General features: G+C 58.6%; 17 protein-coding genes. 2 read left to right on the top strand and 15 right to left on the bottom strand.

The features are described 5' to 3' along the window. Window positions 1–5 precede the first annotated feature (5 nt). From CRI94_RS06625 to CRI94_RS06605, 5 genes are all read right to left on the bottom strand, one after another. On the bottom strand, window positions 6–1,940 hold the full coding sequence (locus tag CRI94_RS06625; RefSeq protein WP_098074906.1) for a hybrid sensor histidine kinase/response regulator: 1,935 nt from the start codon (window positions 1,938–1,940) through the stop codon (window positions 6–8). Continuing rightward, window positions 1,937–2,401, bottom strand: a complete 465-nt coding sequence (locus CRI94_RS06620) for a response regulator (RefSeq protein ID WP_098074905.1) — start codon at window positions 2,399–2,401, stop codon at window positions 1,937–1,939. Before CRI94_RS06620 ends, CRI94_RS06625 begins: the two co-directional genes overlap by 4 nt. Further along, on the bottom strand, window positions 2,394–4,499 hold the full coding sequence (locus CRI94_RS06615) for a sensor histidine kinase (RefSeq protein ID WP_098074904.1): 2,106 nt from the start codon (window positions 4,497–4,499) through the stop codon (window positions 2,394–2,396). The genes CRI94_RS06620 and CRI94_RS06615 overlap by 8 nt, the downstream gene beginning before the upstream one ends. 221 nt (window positions 4,500–4,720) lie before the next feature. After that, window positions 4,721–5,923: a chorismate synthase gene (aroC, locus tag CRI94_RS06610; protein ID WP_098074903.1), complete on the bottom strand. Its 1,203-nt coding sequence runs from the start codon at window positions 5,921–5,923 to the stop codon at window positions 4,721–4,723. A 62-nt stretch (window positions 5,924–5,985) separates the two neighbouring features. Then, a complete protein-coding gene (locus CRI94_RS06605) occupies window positions 5,986–7,557 on the bottom strand; it encodes a Do family serine endopeptidase (protein ID WP_098074902.1) in 1,572 nt (523 codons plus the stop codon). A 377-nt stretch (window positions 7,558–7,934) separates the two neighbouring features. Between CRI94_RS06605 and CRI94_RS17480 the strand changes: the two genes are divergently transcribed. Together CRI94_RS17480 and CRI94_RS06600 are read left to right on the top strand one after the other, a co-directional pair. Beyond that, a complete protein-coding gene (locus CRI94_RS17480; RefSeq protein ID WP_143815323.1) occupies window positions 7,935–8,138 on the top strand; it encodes a hypothetical protein in 204 nt (67 codons plus the stop codon). Window positions 8,139–8,835: 697 nt separating this feature from the next. Further along, window positions 8,836–9,747, top strand: a complete 912-nt coding sequence (locus CRI94_RS06600; protein ID WP_098074901.1) for a histone deacetylase family protein — start codon at window positions 8,836–8,838, stop codon at window positions 9,745–9,747. On the opposite strand, the gene prmC is transcribed toward CRI94_RS06600, so the two are convergent. From prmC to CRI94_RS06550, 10 genes are all read right to left on the bottom strand, one after another. Beyond that, complete coding sequence (gene prmC / locus CRI94_RS06595; RefSeq protein ID WP_098074900.1) at window positions 9,744–10,721, bottom strand: peptide chain release factor N(5)-glutamine methyltransferase; 978 nt, start codon at window positions 10,719–10,721, stop codon at window positions 9,744–9,746. The genes CRI94_RS06600 and prmC overlap by 4 nt on opposite strands. A gap of 112 nt (window positions 10,722–10,833) precedes the next feature. Then, window positions 10,834–11,136, bottom strand: a complete 303-nt coding sequence (locus CRI94_RS06590) for an acylphosphatase (protein WP_245846099.1) — start codon at window positions 11,134–11,136, stop codon at window positions 10,834–10,836. Window positions 11,137–11,367: 231 nt separating this feature from the next. Next, window positions 11,368–12,204: a phenylalanine 4-monooxygenase gene (locus tag CRI94_RS06585; protein WP_245846098.1), complete on the bottom strand. Its 837-nt coding sequence runs from the start codon at window positions 12,202–12,204 to the stop codon at window positions 11,368–11,370. A 309-nt stretch (window positions 12,205–12,513) separates the two neighbouring features. Next, window positions 12,514–12,741, bottom strand: coding sequence for an ABC transporter permease (locus CRI94_RS06580; protein ID WP_098074899.1), 228 nt, complete (start codon window positions 12,739–12,741; stop codon window positions 12,514–12,516). 18 nt (window positions 12,742–12,759) lie between these two features. Next, a complete protein-coding gene (locus CRI94_RS06575; protein WP_098074898.1) occupies window positions 12,760–13,353 on the bottom strand; it encodes a thioredoxin family protein in 594 nt (197 codons plus the stop codon). Between the two features lie 114 nt (window positions 13,354–13,467). Next, a complete protein-coding gene (locus CRI94_RS06570) occupies window positions 13,468–14,130 on the bottom strand; it encodes a PhoU domain-containing protein (RefSeq protein WP_098074897.1) in 663 nt (220 codons plus the stop codon). 143 nt (window positions 14,131–14,273) lie between these two features. Next, window positions 14,274–15,902 (bottom strand): glycoside hydrolase family 3 protein, encoded by a 1,629-nt coding sequence (locus tag CRI94_RS06565; RefSeq protein ID WP_098074896.1) that lies wholly within the window; start codon window positions 15,900–15,902, stop codon window positions 14,274–14,276. Window positions 15,903–16,006: 104 nt separating this feature from the next. Then, entirely contained in the window at window positions 16,007–16,594 is a 588-nt protein-coding gene (gene nadD / locus CRI94_RS06560; RefSeq protein WP_098075227.1) for a nicotinate (nicotinamide) nucleotide adenylyltransferase, read from the bottom strand. 223 nt (window positions 16,595–16,817) lie between these two features. Next, the gene (locus CRI94_RS06555; RefSeq protein ID WP_098074895.1) at window positions 16,818–17,672 is read right to left on the bottom strand and encodes an outer membrane protein assembly factor BamD; all 855 of its coding nucleotides are present in this window, start codon (window positions 17,670–17,672) and stop codon (window positions 16,818–16,820) included. A 223-nt stretch (window positions 17,673–17,895) separates the two neighbouring features. Continuing rightward, on the bottom strand, window positions 17,896–19,554 hold the full coding sequence (locus tag CRI94_RS06550; protein WP_245846096.1) for an ABC transporter substrate-binding protein: 1,659 nt from the start codon (window positions 19,552–19,554) through the stop codon (window positions 17,896–17,898). Between the last annotated feature and the right edge of the window lie 188 nt (window positions 19,555–19,742).

Genomic DNA, 19,742 nt, shown 5'->3' with positions numbered 1-19,742 from the left:
ACGACTTACCCTCCAACGGATGCCGCATCCTTGTTCTCGTGCAAGACATCCTGCAACGTCGCCTGTAGCTTGTCAGCGGTAAATGGCTTCGCGAGAAACGTCTGTGCGCCCGCTTCGAGAGCATCATCGGTACGACCATCCGCCATTCCGCTGGCAGCAATGATTGGAAGATTCGGGTACTGCGGGCGCAATTTTCGAATGAGGTCGAACCCGTTCATCTCCGGCATACGCAAGTCCGTGATGATCGCCTCCACGTCGTCGCCGCTCCGCTCCATCACGCGGATCGCATCCTGTCCTCCCTGAGCCGTCATGACGCGATATCCCGCGTCTTCGAGCGTCTGCCGGGCCGTGTCCAGGATAAACTCCTCATCGTCGACAACGAGGATGCATTCCCCTTGCCCATCCCGCAACTCGCCGGAATCTGCCGGGCCACGGGTGCGGTCCGACGAGGTGGCCACGGGAAGATAGACGCGGAACGTCGTTCCCTCGCCGTCCTCACTCTCGACGTCCACGAATCCCTTGTGGCTTTTCACGATGCTATAGGCAGTTGACAGCCCGAGCCCTGTGCCTTCCCCTTCCGCCTTCGTCGAAAAGAAGGGTTCGAAGATCTTATCGATCGCCTCGTCGGGGATTCCCGTTCCCGTATCTGCAACGGTGAGACAAATGTACGCACCAGGTTCAGCATCCATCTTCCGATGGGCCTCGGCCTCGGTGACTTCCGTCTCGGACGCCTGAATCGAAATCGTCCCGCCGTCGGGCATGGCGTCACGCGCGTTCACGCAGAGGTTCATTAGAACCTGCTGCACTTGGGTCGCATCTCCCACAATGTCGTTCAGATCGTCGGGGACCGCAACCTGGACGTCGATTCCATCGGGAAACGTCTCCGTCACAATTTTCGCTACCTCCTCAATGATCGTCTGCGCCTGTAGCGCTACGCGCTCTCCTTCAACACCTCGTGCGAAGGCCAGCACCTGTTCGACCATGTTCGAGCCGCGCTCGGCGCTCTTCTCGATCATCTCCAGCGTCTGTCGCACCTTTCCGTCACCGGAATCTCGACGCTTCAGTACCTTCACACCGAGGAGAATAGGTACGAGGAGATTGCCGAGGTCGTGGGCGATGCCACCCACGAGGCGACCGATACTTTCCATCCGCTGCGAGCGCAGAAACTGCGATTCCAGCCGCTTCCGCTCGGTGATGTCCGTATTAATCACGAGGATCGAGGTGGGCTGCCCGGCGCTGTCCCGCACGAGGGTCCACCGGCTCTCCACGACAAGTTCTTCGCCCTCTTTCGTTTGCTGGCGAAGCTCGCCCATCCACTCTCCATCCTCTCGGACCGACTCGTGGCACTCTTCGAGCTTATCCGTTTCGCTCGGTCCGTACAGGCGCTCGCGTGCACGCGCCCCGAGCATTTCATCGGCCGTCCATCCGGTAAGACGTTCTGCGCTCTTATTCCAGTACACGACGCGTCCATCCATGTCGAACGCGATGATCGCGTCACGGGCTTTGTCGAGAAACTGCGCCTGCTCGCGAATCCGCTGGTCGGCCTCCTTGCGTTCGACCGCATATCGAATCGATCGCTCCAATAGAGGGGCATCGATTCGCTCTTTCGACAGATAGTCCGCGGCACCGGCGGCCATGGCGTTGAGGTCGACCTCAAGGTCGCCCTGACCCGTCAAGAGGATGATCGGCGTCTCCACGCCACCACGGTTATTGACCTCCTGCAGAAGGTCCAGACCCGTTCGTGCCCCTAGACGATAATCGACCAGGCACGCATCATAACGACTCGACAGAATGGACTCCAGTCCCTCGTCGAAGCTTCGCGCCCAGTCGAGGTTGCACTCGATACTCTCCGCTTTCGAAAGCAGGGCTCGCGTAATTAGATAGTCATCTTCGTCATCTTCAATGAGGAGGACATCCAAGACCTCGCTCTTAGCAATCATGCGTCCGCTTGGCGCTCGTGAGGGAGCTTAACGATTTCGAACCAGAAGTCTCCGAGAGCCTGAAGAGCGGTGGCGAGATCGTCGAAGGTCACAGGCTTCGTGACGAACGCGTTCACACCGAGATCGTAGCTCTGCAAAATGTCCTGCTCGGCTTCGGAGGTAGTTAACACGATGACGGGAATTCGGCGTAGTTCCGCGTCAGATTTAATTTTTTTCAGTGCCTCCCGTCCATCCATTCGAGGCATGTTCAGATCAAGAAGGATTAGACCCGGCCTGGGCGCCGATTCCGGATCCGCATACTCGCCTTCATGGCGAAGGTACTCCATAAGCTCTTCGCCGTCTTCCACCGTCTGAATCGTGTTCGCCAGACGGCTCTTTTCGAGCGCACGTCGGGTCAGAAGCCGATCATCGGGATCGTCTTCGGCCAGGAGGATATGAATTGTGCTGGAGTCATTACTCATCCAGAGTCGCCGGGGTGGTTGCATGATCCTGTACGGAAGGCTCGTTTGCCGCGTCGGCGTCGTGACGGTCGACAGGCAGTTGGACGATGAAGGTGGTGCCCTCGCCGGGCGTGCTCACGACGCGAATGTCGCCTCCGTGCCGTTCGACGATGCGTCGGCAGATCGCAAGTCCCATTCCGGTGCCGGAATATTCGCTGCGTCCGTGAAGGCGTTTGAATGGTGCAAAGATACGATCGGCGTACTTTTGTTCAAAGCCGATTCCGTTGTCCGAGACGATGATGCGACAAAACCGAGCCGCATTCGTTTCGTGGGTCGGAACGGACTCATCGCCGGCCTCGACGATCTCCGATCGAATCTTGACGACGGGGGGCACATCGGGGCGATGAAACTTGAGCGCGTTGCCGATGAGGTTTTGCAGGACCTGACGGATCTGCGTCGAGTCGGCATCGATCGTAGGTAGCTGGCCAACATCGACCGTCCCGTCCACGTCCTGAATCTGCATCTCGAGATCCATGACCACATTCTCGACCACGGTCTCGAGATCGACAGGTTTGAACGGTCGGGCCTGCGTCGTAATACGGGAATAGACGAGTAGATCGCTGATAAGCTGAGACATTCGGCGAGCGGCGTCTTGCATCCGCTCAAGATAGTGCTGCCCCGTCTCGTCAATTTTATCGCCGTAGTCCTCCAGGACGAGGTTCGAAAATGCGCCAATCTTCCGAAGGGGCTCCTGCAAGTCGTGAGATGCGATATAGGCAAAATCGCGAAGCGCGCGATTCCGCTGCTCGAGCTTTTCGTTCGTTGCGGCCATCGCCTGCGCCGCGCGCTTTCGTTCTGAAATGTCTCGAAACGTGAACGCAAACCCCTCCTCAATGCGAACGGCTACAATCTGCAACCAGCGGTCGAAGTCGTCAGTGGAGTAGTGTACTTCAGTTTCGAACGGCTCTCCCGTCTGAACGACATCGACGTAAGCGTCAAACAGTCCGTTTTCTTTATGGCCCGGCATTTCCTCGAGCATCCGCGTGCCGATCAGATACTCGGAGGATCGGTTCAGCATCTTCTCAGCCTGCGGATTCACGAGCAGGCACTCAAAATCTACAATCGCGCCTGCATCATCTCGAACCGCAGAGAACACCATGATGCCATCGAGCGAACTGCTGAGTACGCTCGAAAGTAGATCACGCGAGGCCTGTAAAGCCTCGTCCTTCAACTGCTCGTCGGTAATGTCGTCGAAGCAGGCAAGAACACCGTACGGTTCCTCTTCCGCCTCATCCTTGAAGAGCGGTTGCGCGTTTACCCGGATCCAGCGCGGCGGCCCGTCCGGTGGATAGAGCCCCATGACCTCTTCGTGGATTGCCTCACGCTCCACCACGGCCTGCCAGAATGGAAATTCCGCATTGGGCAGCGGCGTCCCATCACGCCGTAATCCTTTCCACTGATTATCTGAAAAACGCGAACCGACAATGTCTGCCGCCGGGCGCCCCAGAATTTTTTCAGCTGCGTGATTGCAATCGCGAAACACCCCGCTCTGATCCATCAGGAGGACGCCCTCGCTGATCGTCTCAATCAAGATGTCGAACCGGTCTTCGACCTGCCTGCGCATCACAGCCGCCTGATGAGCATTCGACCGGTCTACTGCGTGTAGCATCACACCCTGACTGTCACGCGCCCGCCAGGGTCGCGCCGTAAAGTCGATCCAGTAGGTGGCCCCATCGGGCATCCGCAGGGGCACGTCGTAATCTCGCACCTCCCGCTCGCTATCGAGACACGTTCGGACGACCTTCCTCCAGTTCCCATCGACGTCGTGACGGGCAAAGAACGACGTGTCGACATCCCGATCGTCGTTCTCCGAGACGGAGGTAGAAGCGGGGGCATCCGAACGCTCTGGAATCTTGTCCAGATCGGCTTCCGAACCAAACCCATAAGCCCACGCCTCCGTCTCTGCGAGAACATCGCCTGAGTCATCAATCAGGATGACGAGACCGGGCATGGACGCCACAAGATCCGTAAGCGTCTGAACCGTTTCGACCCGAATCAGATCATCTGGACCGACGTCCTGTGTCGACCGGGTGGATGGCGACGACGAAAGTGAACTCATAAAGCGATAGAAAATGGTCGTGCGGCCTGAGGCAAGAACCGCGTAGAGCAGGTAAGGCGATAATGATGGACACGCCACAGGCGATCGGGGACATCGCACGTTATCTGAGAAGATAACAAGACGGGTTCCCAGACTCAACCATCTGGTCAACGCGTTCCGAATAGTGTCCGTCCACGAGGTCCCTAATGTCTGTAGCCGCCGACTTCAGCAAGGCGGTGAACTCAGTCCGTGGTTTTAGCACGGTGCGTCTCAATGTGCCGGCGAATCTCCGGCAGACTATCTCCTCCGAATTTCTCCAGCAGCGCGTTTGCTATCGTGTACGCCACCGTCGCTTCCGCCACCGTTGATGCAGCGGGGACACTCGTAATGTCGCTTCGCTCATAACGCGTCGGTTTCGGCTCCCTGGTCGCTGTGTCCACCGAGTCTAGCGGCTTGATTAGGGTGGGGATGGGTTTCATGTAGCCCCGAACGATGACAGGCATTCCGTTGGTTGTTCCTCCTTCAATGCCTCCCGCATGGTTTGTGCGCCGGGCGAAATCATCGTCGTCATCCAGCACAATTGGGTCGTGCACTTTCGACCCCGGCCGGGCCGCATTCCGAAAGCCATCGCCGACTTCGGCTGCTTTCTGCGCCTGGATCGAGCAAATCGCCTGCACCAACTGACCATCTAGGCGCCGATCCCAGTGGACGTACGAGCCGAGTCCAACCGGGACGCCGGTCACGATCACTTCGTACGCCCCCCCGAGCGAGTCTTTAGCTGCTTTCGCTTCTTCGATATGTTCGATGGAACGCTCGGTCATCTCCGGATCGAGCATTCGGGTCTCGCTCTCATCAGCCGCCCTGTACACGGCCTGCGCACCGCCTTCCTTCATCAATCTCTCGCGGCGCTCCAGATACTCCTCCGGGTGGTCGTAGCCTACTTCCCCGATGCGAGTCACGTGGCTGCCGACGTGGATACCAAACGCGTTGAGCAGTTGCCGGGCCACCGAGCAGCATGCAACTCGCATGGCCGTTTCACGGGCACTCGAGCGGTCGATAACGGGGCGAATATCGTCAAACTCGTACTTCTGCATCCCGGCAAGATCGGCGTGTCCGGGGCGGGGCATGGTGACGCGCTCAACATCACCTCTGTCCCCGTCGACAGCCATCTTTTCGGGCCATCCCGCCCGGTCCTTCTTGTACGCACCGTTGTCGATGCGGAAGGAAATCGGACTTCCGAGGGTCTCGGAAAACCGGATTCCAGAATAGATGTGAACCTTATCGTTCTCAATCTTTGAGCGTCCTCCGCGTCCGTAGCCGAGCCAGCGGCGAGCCAGGTGTTCATTGATGTCCTCGGCCGTCAGCGGCACCTTGGCCGGCATGCCTTCAACAACTCCGATGAGCGCTTCACCATGAGACTCGCCTGCCGTAAGATAACGGATCATATACTGCGGAAAACTAACTAGAGAGAAAGTAAAGGGGACGCGCCCCGGGGGAGGGTCCCGGGTTAGGGGATCTCGTAGAACGCGCTGACTCCGCCTCGGCGCAACACGCGCACGACGGCCGGTGAACGGAGTTCTTGCACGATGCGACGGAGAGCCTCCGGATCGTCGACCGGAGCATCATTCACGTGCGTGATAATCGTATTTCTTGGCAGCCCAGCCTTCGCGGCCAACCCGTCTCGATCAACGTACGCGACGTAGACTCCGGACCGAGCACCAAAGACGTGGGCCTCACCCGGTTGGACGGCGCGCACGCCGATGGCCCAGTCCGACACCTGCTCAAGTTCAGGAACGTCAGGCAAAGGTCGATCTGGACTCGGCGATGACGGGGGTGGGTCCACAGACTGTGAATCGAGTTCGGTAATCCAGTCGCGATACGCAGGGTCGTCACGACCCAGTAGCTGAACGGTATACTCGTCGATCGAACCATTGCGCCAGACCGTAACGTCGATCCGGTCCCCCGGGCGCTGCCGGGCGACCGCACTCTGCAACTCATTCGGCGCATCAACGGCCTGGCTCTGGATTTTCAGGACGACATCTCCCTTCTGCATTCCCGCGCGATCCGCGGCTCCGTCGCTTCGTACGGCCGAGACGAAGACCCCTCGTATCGAATCGAGACCGATCTCTTGCGCTCGACGCGCCGTGATGCCTTCGATGGACACGCCCATAAAGCCGCGCCGCACTTCGCCGTATGCGATAAGGTCTTTGACGACGCGGTTCATCAGATTCGAGGGGACGGCGAAACCGTAGCCTTCGTACGAACCCGATTCCGTGGCAATGGCTGTGTTAATTCCAACGAGTTGCCCCTGCAGGTTGACCAGCGCTCCTCCGGAATTGCCCGGATTGATTGCAGCGTCCGTCTGGATAAAGTCTTCGATTCGAAAGTCAGAGTCGATGATGTTGACCTGTCGACCTAGAGCGCTAACGATTCCAGCGGTGACGGTCGACGTGAGCCGAAACGGGTTGCCGACCGCTACGACCCAGTCTCCAACTTCGACCTGGTCGGAGTCTCCGAGCGGAAGCGCGGGGAATGTCGTCTCGGCTTCTAGCTTCAGCACAGCCAGATCGGTGGAGGCATCGGTGCCGATGACGGATGCGCCGAACTGACGCTTGTCTGCAAGCGTGACCTCAATCTCCTTCGCCCGCCGGACGACGTGCTGGTTGGTCACCACATACCCGCTCTCACTGACGATCACGCCGCTTCCCACGCTCTGTTGTGGCGCAGGATTGCGGAAAAAGTCCCGCATCTCACCGTCGTATCGATGGTACCCGTCCTCGGAAGCCTCCGTTGCCACCTCGATGAAAACAACAGCTGGCGTCACGCGCTCGGCCGCGTCTCGAAAGAGGCGGTTGAGCGCCGATGGCTGTGGCATCTCCGACGCCAACTCAGCGTCCGAAGAGGCTGGTGAAAGCGGCGGCTGACTGCTGCCGAGTTCCACACGATCCACGACACGCGTCACCTGCTCACGAGGTGGAGACTCTTCCCTCATCAGCATGAGCAGAACGCCGGCGAAAAGACCAATCAGAATCAGGCCAATTCCACCGAGGACGAAATGGACGCGTCGTGAGTCGTGCATGGACGCAGAGCCGCTGGGACCTAGAGTAAGCGGTGATACGCGATAGGGTGTTGTGCGCACCCCGAATTCCCCATTTTGTTTCGCAGACAAATCCAACGACGATGTCCAATCACCGCGGTCAATGACGTCGCTTGAGGACATCTTGAACATTCGTACGCTCCATTTTCCGCCCCTCCCAGCGAAAGGGATCGCATGATATGGATCTCGCGACGTTTCCAAACATCAATGTCCACTACGCCCAAGCATTAGGTCGGAATTGTGGCACCATGATCGTATGTACAATTGGCGCATCACAAAATGAGTCAAATGGATGGGCCCAGATTGCCATCCTCTTCCCTACCCCCACCTTCTTCACGGTTTAGAACCAGACAGATCTCATGAAACGCGCATCCTCGTTCGTCGTCCTCCTCGCCTTTCTCCTCGCAAGCTTGACCTTTACAGCATGCGACGCAAACTCACTAACCGGGCCGCAGGAAAATCAGGCTGAGACCGAGTACGTATTGAGTAACGACCCGCCCAATACGGAGCCAGAGACCGGTCATAATACCGGCTGCCCCGAGGGCGACCCAGAGTGTGACTAACGATCGGATGCGTTGACAATTCCGAACAGCTGTACTCCCGACCGCATTCTTAATGGGACAGCACGAAGCGCTCGATGCCCCTACGGCATCGGGCGTTTTCTTTTTTTTGCAGTGCTTCGACACGTACGCGCGCTTCATCACGCTGCCTCGTTTGTGCGGGACCCGGTCCCATACGAGCGGTGCAGGGCCACGTGGACGTACAACGTTCGCGGTACCGGTACGTCGTAGCTCAGCACGTCACGGACGGATGCTATTTATCCAACGAGGAGAGACCGAATGGAATGCAGACGCCGTCCCTGCAACGCAGACCGCATACGGGCTCTCGCTCCCTCAGCAGACTCCGCGAGTATACAAACGAGTAGAAGAATCGTAACGCTACAAAAAAATAGTAACATATAGTCACAACTATAAATTTACGTGCGTATACTGAACAGGTGTGTTTTCATTCACGATCTCCGTTCGTATATCTACAAATAGAAATCACCGGCTCATCGTCGTTTTCATATTACAGGTTTCCGTGTCGACAAGCCTGTACTCGCGGGGGCTACCGGTAAAGGAGTCTTGCCGGGTAATGAACGCGAATGAGACATGATTCAATTTACGAAACTGTGTCGCCTAGAACACGCGATGCGATGAACCACCTGCGTCGTGGCTCGTCCAACCACAGCGTCTGCTTTTCTCTCTACTGCCCTCATCCATGCGCGCGAGTTATTCTGAAGGGTACTACGTCCCGCTACCCGAGGGGCACCCTTTCCCGATGGGTAAATTTCCAGCCCTGCGCAACATCCTCGTCCGAGAGGATCTTCTGGACCCATCAGACATCGTCTCCCCGCGCCAGGCGGACTGGGCAGACCTTCTCCGCGTCCACACTCGCGAGTATCTTTCCGCTCTCGCAGACGGCACGCTCTCTCGACAGGAGGAGCGGCGGATGGGACTCCCGTGGTCCAGGCAACTCGTCTACCGTTCACGTCTGGCCGTACAGGGCACCATCAATGCGGCGTTCATGGCCCTGCAAGATGGCGTAGCCGCCAACCTGGCCGGCGGAACGCATCATGCGATGCCCGGACACGGAGAGGGCTTCTGTGTCTTAAACGACGTGGGGGTAGCGATCCGCGTACTCAAAAGTGCCTGCTGGGTCCAGAGAACGCTCGTGATCGACCTCGACGTTCACCAGGGGAATGGCAATGCGGCCTACTTCAGGGACGATGACTCGGTCTACACCTTTTCGATGCATGGGGCAAAGAATTACCCCTTTCGCAAGCCGCCGTCCTCACTTGATGTCCCACTGAAGGACGATATAGAGGACGACGCATACCTTGAGACCCTCGCCGACTATTTGCCCGCCGTCCTCGATGCCGCCCAACCCGATCTTGTCTTTTACCTCGGCGGCATCGACGTGATGAAGGACGACCGATACGGCCGGATGGCTCTCTCTCGTGACGGATTGCACGCCCGCGACGGATACGTGCTCGAGCAGATACGCAATCGAGACCTTCCCGTCGTCCTCCTTCTCTCGGGCGGATACGCAGAGACGCCCGAGGGAACCGCGGATTTACACGCCGTGATGCACAGGGAGGCGGCTCGCGTATTCAAAAACGGCCGTAATTAATCCGCAGATGGCTTCGACGCCCGGGCGATCCGTGGTCGCCCCCCCAGGTCTTGCTCAATCTGAACGTCCGTTAGACCGGCTCGAGCAAATACGTCTGCCACCCCGCTGGCGTAGTGCGCATGCGTTTCGACAATGAGGCAACCGCCGGGCGACAGCATCACATCCGCGTGCTCGGCCAACTGGCGGTAGAACTGAAGGGCATCGTCCCCAGAAAAGAGAGCAAGATGAGGGTCGTATTCGCGCACCGTGTCCGAAAGCGATTCGGCTTCCTCATCCGGGATGTACGGTGGATTGGAAATGAGCAGGTCATACGATGTGCCAAGCGCTGACGGAAAATCCGGATGCAGCATGTCCGCCCGTCGAAGATCGACATCAAGCTTGAGATCTCTAGCGTTCGCTCGAGCCACCTCCAGGGCAGACTCGCTCACATCGCAGGCGACGACATCTGCATCTGGCCGCTCGGATTTTAACGCCAGTGCGATGCAGCCGCTACCCGTCCCAGCATCCAAAATGCGAGGAGCATTGACGCCGCGGAGCGTTTTCAGCGCATACTCTACCACCTCTTCGGTCTCCGGACGAGGAATGAGCACGTCCGGGGAGACATGGAGTCGGAGCCCAAAGAACTCGCTGTACCCGAGGATGTGCTGCAGCGGCTCACCACTGGCCCGTCGCTCGATTGCGTCAATGAAGCGTGTCACAACATCAGACGCGACCTCCTGATCCGGATAGCCATAAATCGACGCCCGGGAGCATTCGTCGAGATCGCAGAGCAGCCAGATGGCCGTACGGCGAGGTGCATCCCGACCGGCTTCCTGCAATCTCTCCGTACCGTATCGAATGCACGTGCTCCGGGTAGCAACCGCTCCTCTCCGAAGCCCTCCATTGCCGTTTTCAGGCGACGAGGCAGCGCTCGAGGACTGCTCGTCTTTTCCCGCATCCGTACTTGCCGCGTCTTTCCCCCTCGTGTCCATCATCCGTGCCTCGTAATCGTTCCCGAATGTCTCGGCCTGCGCTGATGCCAGGAATGAAAGGGTACGGTTATACTTCCGCTCTCATCCCCTCCCAATGTCGTCTGTGTCCAGCGACCTACCGTCGGACGCGAAACCCCTGAAAAGAGCCTTCTGCCTCGTTAAAATCGGCATTTACATTCTCGACACGAGCCGACGAGGGTCCATCGTGAACCGCATCCAGAAGCGTGTTTAGATCATCTTTCGGACCCTCTGCCTCCAGTCGAACGGACCCGTCCGCCTCGTTCCGAACCCAGCCGGTCAATCCAAGCCGTTGGGCCCGCGTCGTGGTGAAGTGTCGAAAACCTACGCCCTGTACACGACCGGTAATGCGTGCAGATAGACGTTTCTCCATGATCGTCGCGTCTGTATGTGAACTCATGATCTGAAGGTTGATGCATTCAAAGATATGGACCATCGGCAGTAGTTTCCCGAACCCAGAGTCGAGAAAATTTTTCCATCCTTCGGCGCCATGCGACCAGCTCGTAGCAACAAATCTGTAACGGGCCTGGCATGAAAGTGCAACCACGGGGGCAAAACAAAAAGACGCCTCACCCGGATGGAGTGAGGCGCCCGTCGGACGTATTCGATAACACCGCCCTAAGTGCAGATATCACGCAAGCAGATTGCGCGACGTCGCCCAGTCGCGGAAGCCGTCAACCAGCTGCTCGAACGACTCCAGCAAGAAGAGTTCTTCCTGCAGATGCCAGACGTCGTAATCCTTCTCCGTAATATGAGCAGGATCGAAGGGGTGGACAGTTACCTCGTCAGACAGTGCGTGAGTGACTTCATCGTTGGACGAGACGATGCCTGCACCGAAGATCCGGTTCTCTCCATTCTCCCGGATGAGCCCGAACTCAACCGTAAACCAGTGGAAGCGTTCGAGTCGAGGGCGGTCTGCTCCCTCTGCATTGAGAGCGGCCTGACCGAAGAGCTGATAGAAGTCAGCGAAGTCCGGCTGCGTCAGCATCGGCATGTGGCCGAACATGTCGTGGAAGCAGTCCGGTGCCGGGGTGTAGTCGATTTCGTCGCGCCCACGCACATAGTTCGTGGACGGGAAAATCCGATCTGACAGAAGCTCGAAGAAATTTTTCTCGTGGATCAGCCCCGGGACCTTAGCGACTTTCCATCCCGTCGCATCGTTCAGGCGACGGCTCAGATTGGCGAGGCTAGGCACCTTGTCCGCCTCGATCTTCAGCACATCCTGACCCTTCAGGTACGCCTCGCAGGCACGTCCAGGCAGCTGTTCCATCTGACGTTGCACGAGGGTCCGCCACACATCGTGGTCTTCTTCCGGATAGTCAGGGTACTCAATTTCGTCGCCGATCGGCGGGGTTTCGTCGAGCGTCTGCGGAATACACCTCGGATCGACCTCTTCGTCATCCGCGGCCTTCTCATAAGCAGACCGTTCGTCCTCGGGCTTTGCGTCAACAGCGTGTTCGTCCATCATAACGGAAGTCTAGGGTGTGAATCGGAACGAGCGGCGAGATGATGGCTCTGCGCAGTCCGCCCGCGGAGGGGGGAACTGAACACGGAGACATTCGGCAGCCAGTGTTTGCCTGTACATCTATCTGCGTCCCCGCATGGAAGCGGTTCCATTTCGGCATCAGTCCGAACGTGGACGTGTAACGGGGACGGTTTTTTAGAATGACTTAGCCGCGCATTTGATTCCGCTTGTACCCGTCCGTACCCCGAAAGGGATTCTCGTCATTCTCCGCTGGCAGAAACGAAGGATTGAGGCTAGAGGTCATCTTCCACGTTACCGATCCCGGTTATGGACCTCCGGCAAATCCAGGCGAATGATCCAGGCCGTTCCGACGTATCCGACAAACGCGGCCCCTCCAATTCCAACGACGGCTCGCGTCGGCTCAGCCCCGCTGCCGAGGACCTGCTCGACAAGCAGCATCAGCACGACGAACATCGTCGCGAACACAATCGCACCGGCAAAAACAAGGGGCCAGGTCCGGAATGCGGAGCCATCGAACATATAGGCAACCTCAAAACGTTATGCCGCAGATGGAGCCTTACCAGGTTTCCACTTGATATTGCACCCCATGGACGGATGCTGCTCCATTTCGATCGTACCTGAATCGAGGAGTTCGTCCAGCGCCTTTTTCAGATCGCCGCCGTGCGCCTCTCCGTTGTTTGGGCGCGTTTCGTCGAAGCGTCCCCGATAGACGAGATCACGATCCTGATCGTAGACAAAAATATCAGGCGTGCACAGCGCACCGTATTCACGCGCCACGTTCTGAGACTCGTCTTGCAGATACGGAAACGGAAACGATTTTTCCATCGCCCGTTCGGTCATGCGCTCGAATCCATCTGCCGGATACTTTTCAGCATCGTTCGAGCAAATGCCGATGAACTGCACGCCGCGATCCTGATACTCGTTCGCGACGTCCACCATAGCGTCTTCGATGTGCTTCACGTACGGGCAGTGGTTGCACATGAACACGATGACCACGGCCTCAGCGTTGTCATAGTCCTCAAGCGCCCGGAGAGTACCCTGCAGGTCGTCAACCCCTGGATTGGCAATAGGAAGCTCAAAGGTTGGGGCTGGCGTTCCAAGCTCCGCCATCTTCGATTCGGTGACAGCCATATATACAGATACGATCGTGTTGCAGGAATCGACAAGTGAAGCCACTCCGATCACTACGAGCAGAGACCGGAGTGTCAGATTAGCGCAGCGTCTCGGTTCGTCTCAAGCGACGAGTTACTCGGTTTCCCAGGTCGGTGCGCGCCGAATCTGGTCGAACGGGGAGACAACCGTCGAGGCGATGTTGGACAGGTGCGACCCCACGCGACTGAGGAGCCGCGCCAGGAGTGCAAGCACGATCCCCTCGTTCGCCGTTAGCGACTCGTCATCCGCAACCTCTTGGAGATAGACCGTAACGTCGTCTTTCAACTGCTCATGCATCGTCATAAGCTTGCGGGCCGCCTCTGCTTCCTCATCCACAAAGCCATGATAGGCATGGTCGAACATCACGAGCACGCGGTCGCGCATCTCACGTAATGATTCGACGTGCTTGCCCATTCGAGGCTTGTGGGCGAGTTTGCCGGCTTTGACGATGGACTTGGCAAGGTCGCCAATTCGCTCCGCCTCGTGGACGATGCTCACGAGCTTCAAACTAAACACCATCTCGCGCTGCGGGTCGAACGTGAGATGCTCGAGCACCGCTCTTCGCAGCTCTTGCTCGCCCTCGTTAATCTCACTATCGAGCTCCCCGAGGTCGACATCGAGGATTTCGTTTTCGAGGGCGAAGGCTGTAGCCGCAGCAAACATATCGTTCCCCGTATCAAGCATCTGCTGTACGCGAACGAACGCTTCGGCGACTAGCGCAGGTCGGTCGTCGGAAAAAAGGTCGAATAAACCCATTCGGTTTTGGAGTCATCTGAACGCGACAGCCTGAGGAGCGCGACAAAAGGCTCAACCCGCTCGTGCGAACGGCGCTGACTTTCGCGTCACACTCCTCAACTAAAGGATGTATGGCGAGTTCGAACGCGGAGGTGATGCGTTTGTTACCACGCCGCCTCACCCGGATCCGAATCGCTGACAGCTTCCGACGTTCCTTCGAGCCGCCGGGCGAGCCCGTCGACGAACGCTTTCTGGCTGACATCCTCATCGCTGAAAAAATCGACGCGCCCGATGCGTCCAGCGACGGCGCTTCGTTCTTCCACGCGATCGCCTGCGCGCGGGCTTCCCAGAACCACGAGCATGGATGCAGCACCCCTCTCTTCGGCAGCATCGAGGATCTCCGCGGCCATGCGCTCCAGGTCGTCGGGAAGGCCGAATGATTGCCAGGCAGCCGGTTCAGCCGCAATTGCGACGACAATGACGGCGCGCTCGCCTGCGTCTCGCCGTACCGATTCGCAGCGATCGTGAGGCGTCTCTGGATCAACAACCCGGAACTGAGCCGCAGGTAACCGATCGGCCAGTGTCCGTTTCATCTCGGGCTCTGCACCACCGGAGAACCGGCTTTCGAACCGAATGACGACCACACCCTCTCCTCCGTTGCGACGACGAAGCTGTCCGGTGTCGCGCCGGATGATGGCACCATCTCGCGCCATTTGTTCGGCCTTTGCGTGGTGGATTCGCATCCCAACCGTACCGGTTGGCTGATCTGGAGACGAATGCTCCATACGTGCAAATGCATTCTGCTTGAGGGCCCACACCCGCTCGAATGCTTCGTCTAGACGCGCACGAGACAGGCGCCCCGCGGCCACGGCGTCAACCAGTCCATCTACGACGGCCCGCGGCTCCTGTGGGTCGAGGAGCAAGTCCACACCGGACTGGATCAATTCGGCCGCCTGTTCGCCCGGCCCGGATGCGTTCGTCCGAATCCCCTCCATCAACAGGCTATCGGACACGACGCAGCCACTAAAGCCCATCTCTGTCCGCAACAAGTCGATAAGAATGCGACGGGATGCCGTTGCCGGACGGCCACTCGGATCAAGGCTCGGATAGGCGACGTGCGCCGTCATCACGGTGTCGACGCCTGCCTCAATGGCCCGTTGAAATGGCACCAGGTCCGTCACCCGAAGGTTCTTTTCCGAAGCCTCCACGACCGGAAGCTCTTCGTGAGAATCCGAGACGGTCCGGCCGTGTCCCGGGAAATGCTTCGCGCAGGTCAGGAGACCGTCGGCCCGGGCGGCTCGAATGTACGCTTCGACGCACCGGGATACCATATCCGGCGAGTCGCCGAATGCGCGCGGACCGATGATGGGATTTTCCGCGTGCAGATGAATATCGGCGACGGGAGCAAATGCCAGGTGAATGCCCGCTGCCCGCGCCTCACGTGCAGTTACCTGTGCAAGTGCAGCTGCTGCAGCCTCTGGATCGGCAGTGTGGCCGGCCGTCATCGCATGCGGGAATCGTGTCCCTCCGCGAACTTGCTGCCCGAGGCCCCGCTCCAGATCCGACCCGACGAGGAGCGGCACGTCGCTTTCGGCCTGTAACTGGTCCAGTGTGCGGCGAACGTGGGGCCACGTGCCACGAAACAGGATCAGACCTCCCACCGGACAGTCGACCAGAAGGTTCGACACGCGCTTCGCGTCGTCTTCCGCAGCCGTTGGCGGCGGCACATTCGATCCGAGGCGGACCATCAGAAGCTGCGCGGCGCGTTCGCGGATGCCATCAGGACGCGTCATTCCCAGAGAGTCGATGATGAGATGAGAACCTGTTTGGCAACGATACACGACGCGGCAGCAGCAGATGTAGAGCAACACCGGATGTGCCGATGCGCTCTTCTTGGCTACGTATCCTCTAGATACAGGTCGTGATCCAGAATGTACTGCCGGACCGGCGCTGGTACGAAGTACCGTATGGATCGCCTGGCCTGACGACGCTTGCGGACCTCCGTACCAGAGATTTCCATCACGGGCGCCGCGACGAAACGCGCTTGGTTCACAAATCGAGCCTCTGCGACCGACTCGATCGGGCCCGGCCGTTTATACACGATGAGCGGTACGCGATCAGCAATTTCGTCCGGGCAATGCCATGATGAAAAGCTGTCCAGACTATCGCTTCCTATGATGAGAGCGAAGTTTGTCTCCGGGTGCTTTTCCTGCAGCGCGCGCACCGTGTCGACCGTGTACGAGACACCCTCTCGACAAATCTCAATGTCCGAAACACGAAAGTGGGGATCGTCCTTCGTCGCGAGTTTCGTCATCGCCAGTCGATGCCGCGCCGAGGCCAGTTCTGTCTCCGGCTTGTGTGGCGGTTGTGCATTCGGAATCCACCATACCTCGTCCATCGAGAACTGGTCGCGCACCACGTTCGCTACCACACAGTGCGCGACGTGCGGCGGATTGAATGAGCCACCGAACAATCCTACGTCGATGGAGGGCGACTGACCGTTCGACTCCGACGTGGCAGCGTCACGATCGACCGAGGAGGTATCGGGAGCGTCAGGCATGGATACGAGGGAGCGTGGGCAGAATGAGAGTAGCGGAACGCTATAGCCTTGGAGCCGGCGGATACGTCGGCAACTGGGTCGAATGAGGAAACGACGTCTCCTTCGTGGAGACGCCGTCCGTGCTGCCGTTTGATGTGCCGACGCGGATCTAACGGTTGTCCGTCGAGTCGCTTTCTGCAATCGAGTCCGCGGCCTCCTCCTCTTTGCGAAGACGATCCAACGCCTCCCGGGCCTTCCGGTAGTGGCTCTGTGCTTCCTTCGTCTTGTTGCTCTCCGGGAAGAGTTGAGTCAAGCGCTCGTAGTTGTCGACGGCTGCCTGGTAGCGTTCGTCCTGCTTCGCTCGAACGCTATTGTCAGCATAATCGACGTAGGAGCGAACGGCGCCATACAGTGCGTCATCGGCCCAGTCCGTCTCCGGGTACTTGTCGAACAAACTTTCGTACGTCTTCGCGGCGGCCTCATACATCTTACGTCGCTGATAAAGTTCAGCAGCCTCAAATTTCTTGTGCGCGAGCTTCCCGCGCAGCTCGACGATGTGCTCCTGCGCTGTCGCCACCAGCTCATGCTGCGGGTATCGCTCGATAAACAGCTGATAGAACTCGATCGCCTTGCGCGAATCGGACTGATCGAGTTGGTACATCGGCGACGACTTGAAATACATATTCGCGCGGCGGAATTCTGCGATCGGCACGCGTTGGCTCGCCGTATAGAGTTTTGCGAATCGGTTGTACTCGGCGGCAGCAAGAAGGTAGCGTCGCTGCTTCTCGTACGACTCGGCGATCCGGAATTGTGCGTCCTCGGCAAACTCATTTCCGCGTCCGTACTGAAAAACGCCACGGAAGAACTTGATTGCCGTATCGTAATCCTCATCTTTGAATTCGACCATGCCTTTTTCGTAGGCCTCCTCCGCTGAGGAATAGCGCAGGCGTTGACCGCCCGAGCATGCAGTGAAGACGAGCAGCGTCGTCAGAAGGGCGACGAAATGGGGAAGGCGAAGTCGCATGAATACGAACCGGTATGAGTCTGAGATCGATGGGAGGCCGCCGACCTCCTCAGGGCCTACAAATGGAGCAAAGCGTATATCCGGGGGCGGTACGGAACGACAATCTGCCTGTTCCTCCCGTTTACTTGTAACGATGAGACACGTGCACGTATTGTACAGAGATTCGCACGGCTCGCCGCGATGACGTCTATCGGTCATTTTGGCGACCGCATAGAGGTGACCGCTAGTTGAGCAGTTCGATCTGGCCGTCGCGGTACCGGTGAAAGAAGAGAGCGCGATTCACATTGTCGCCCGTCTGAAAATCGATGCGGATGCCAAGCCCGTTGTAGCGTGGCGGACTCCGCAGTGCGTCGGGCGACGGTCGCGTGCGACCGGCTTGAAGAAATTGCAGGAGGAAGCGCGTGACGTCGTGCCCGGTATAGGCGAGACGCTGTCCCGTAACCGAAAGGTTGTCCGGCGTGTCACCGGTCAGGAGACGATAGTCACGGATGAAGTTCTGGACGTTATTCCGCGAGGTGTCCACGTAGAAGTCGTTCGCGTATGTTGCTCGGACCTTGCTGGCCTCCTGCTTCACCGATAGGTCGTGCCATTGCGAGTTACCGAGAATGCGCGCATCCGACCCAAAGCGCTGGAGCCCAACCATCGCGTCCTGGATCTTCCCCTGCGCGTCCCGCCCGGTGATCGGCATGTAGACCGCTTCCGCCGACGCGCGCATTGAGTCCGTGACGGTGGAGTCAGCCGCAAACGCACCGGGCAAGCGCGACCAGTCTCGCCTGGACGACAGTGATAGCGTGTATGGCGTCTTCAATGCAATCTGCCGTGCCTCCTCTCTGAACCCGCTCGCGATCTGTCTTGCCGTTTCGTCCGAGGCCTCGTGAATGATGCCGACGGACTCCATCAGCAGGCTCTCTGCAGCAAACCGGGCCATGGCTCGTCCACGCATTGGGATCGTCGGATTCGCCTGAAAGACGAACTGGCGTCCTTGAGACACACTCTCGTCGGTCGCGAGAGGTGCGACCATAACGACTCGGTTCTCCTCCGCCACCCGACCAGCTTCCCGCGCGAACTGACTGTACAACGGACCGATGATAATATCGACGCGATCCAGACGGATGAGTGAGTCGACCGCAGTTCCCGCGGAGGGCGGCTGCTCGCCGACGCTCCGGAAATACATTTTCGCGATGTACGACGGTTGCCCGACCTGCTCGGTCACAATCTGAAGCGAGTCCACCTGGATCGTGTCCCGTGGCGTGGCAATCGTCGTCTCCCCACTCGCCGATGCGAGACTATCGCCGTACATTTCAGCCGTGTTAAATACACTTACGTCTTCTGACCGCGTCGACTGGAGGTGTGGCGGCAACACGTACCGGCGGCGGATGCCGTTGTGTTCGTCGACGGCAAGACGGACGCCGTTGAAGAACGCCTGCGTCAGATCCGCATCCCGGTCGCGCATGGGCAACACCACTCCAACCCGGAGTGTATCGGCCCGGCGGCCAAACGTGCGGAGTCCTTCCTCCGCCTTCGTCTGGACATCGATTGCCTCCTGCCGATACGACGTTTCGGGATACCGCTCGAGAAGCGTATTCGTGAGTTCGATCGCAGCCCGATAGTCGCCCTGACGATACCGCGCCTTCGCCGCCATGACGAATGCCGCGGTCGTCTTGCGATTCAGCGGGAACTCCATGACGGAGCGAAATCCCTCCGCTGCCTCAGCAAAGTTGCCTCCCTCGAACGAGGCTCGGGCGTCTTCGAATGCCAGCTCCGCTCGGGGCAGACGCGGAATGGCCTCCTGTGCACGCGCTGTATCGACGACCAGAAGGGATGCGAGGACGATGCCCATCAGCATGACGCCAAGACGAAGACGACGTCTGGCGTTCCTCATCACGTTCCAACCGGTGCTGCTTTTGTCGTTCAAGTTCAAACCGTTGATGTGCTTCGATGCAGGAATGCGTGATGGAGAGAGGGTGCGTCGGTCTGCTCCTCATTTCCAAAACCAGCGGGGCGCGATTGGCTACCGTCCGACTTGGACGTGCGGAGCAGACGTTTTCATCGATTCGGTCATGTTCGTGA

It is taken from the genome of Longibacter salinarum (genome assembly GCF_002554795.1).
GTDB classification, from domain to species: domain Bacteria; phylum Bacteroidota; class Rhodothermia; order Rhodothermales; family Salinibacteraceae; genus Longibacter; species Longibacter salinarum.
This window is presented reverse-complemented; position numbering and strand designations above follow the sequence as displayed.

Coding starts and splice junctions, on each gene's coding strand:
- CRI94_RS06605 (WP_098074902.1), bottom strand. CDS start 7,557: ATGCACGACTCACGACGCGTCCATTTCGTCCTCGGTGGAATTGGCCTG.
- CRI94_RS17480 (WP_143815323.1), top strand. CDS start 7,935: ATGAAACGCGCATCCTCGTTCGTCGTCCTCCTCGCCTTTCTCCTCGCA.
- CRI94_RS06600 (WP_098074901.1), top strand. CDS start 8,836: ATGCGCGCGAGTTATTCTGAAGGGTACTACGTCCCGCTACCCGAGGGG.
- prmC (WP_098074900.1), bottom strand. CDS start 10,721: ATGATGGACACGAGGGGGAAAGACGCGGCAAGTACGGATGCGGGAAAA.
- CRI94_RS06570 (WP_098074897.1), bottom strand. CDS start 14,130: ATGGGTTTATTCGACCTTTTTTCCGACGACCGACCTGCGCTAGTCGCC.
- CRI94_RS06615 (WP_098074904.1), bottom strand. CDS start 4,499: ATGAGTTCACTTTCGTCGTCGCCATCCACCCGGTCGACACAGGACGTC.
- CRI94_RS06555 (WP_098074895.1), bottom strand. CDS start 17,672: ATGCGACTTCGCCTTCCCCATTTCGTCGCCCTTCTGACGACGCTGCTC.
- CRI94_RS06590 (WP_245846099.1), bottom strand. CDS start 11,136: ATGAGTTCACATACAGACGCGACGATCATGGAGAAACGTCTATCTGCA.
- aroC (WP_098074903.1), bottom strand. CDS start 5,923: ATGATCCGTTATCTTACGGCAGGCGAGTCTCATGGTGAAGCGCTCATC.
- CRI94_RS06580 (WP_098074899.1), bottom strand. CDS start 12,741: ATGTTCGATGGCTCCGCATTCCGGACCTGGCCCCTTGTTTTTGCCGGT.
- CRI94_RS06585 (WP_245846098.1), bottom strand. CDS start 12,204: ATGATGGACGAACACGCTGTTGACGCAAAGCCCGAGGACGAACGGTCT.
- CRI94_RS06575 (WP_098074898.1), bottom strand. CDS start 13,353: ATGGCTGTCACCGAATCGAAGATGGCGGAGCTTGGAACGCCAGCCCCA.
- CRI94_RS06620 (WP_098074905.1), bottom strand. CDS start 2,401: ATGAGTAATGACTCCAGCACAATTCATATCCTCCTGGCCGAAGACGAT.
- CRI94_RS06565 (WP_098074896.1), bottom strand. CDS start 15,902: ATGACGCGTCCTGATGGCATCCGCGAACGCGCCGCGCAGCTTCTGATG.
- CRI94_RS06625 (WP_098074906.1), bottom strand. CDS start 1,940: ATGATTGCTAAGAGCGAGGTCTTGGATGTCCTCCTCATTGAAGATGAC.
- CRI94_RS06550 (WP_245846096.1), bottom strand. CDS start 19,554: ATGAGGAACGCCAGACGTCGTCTTCGTCTTGGCGTCATGCTGATGGGC.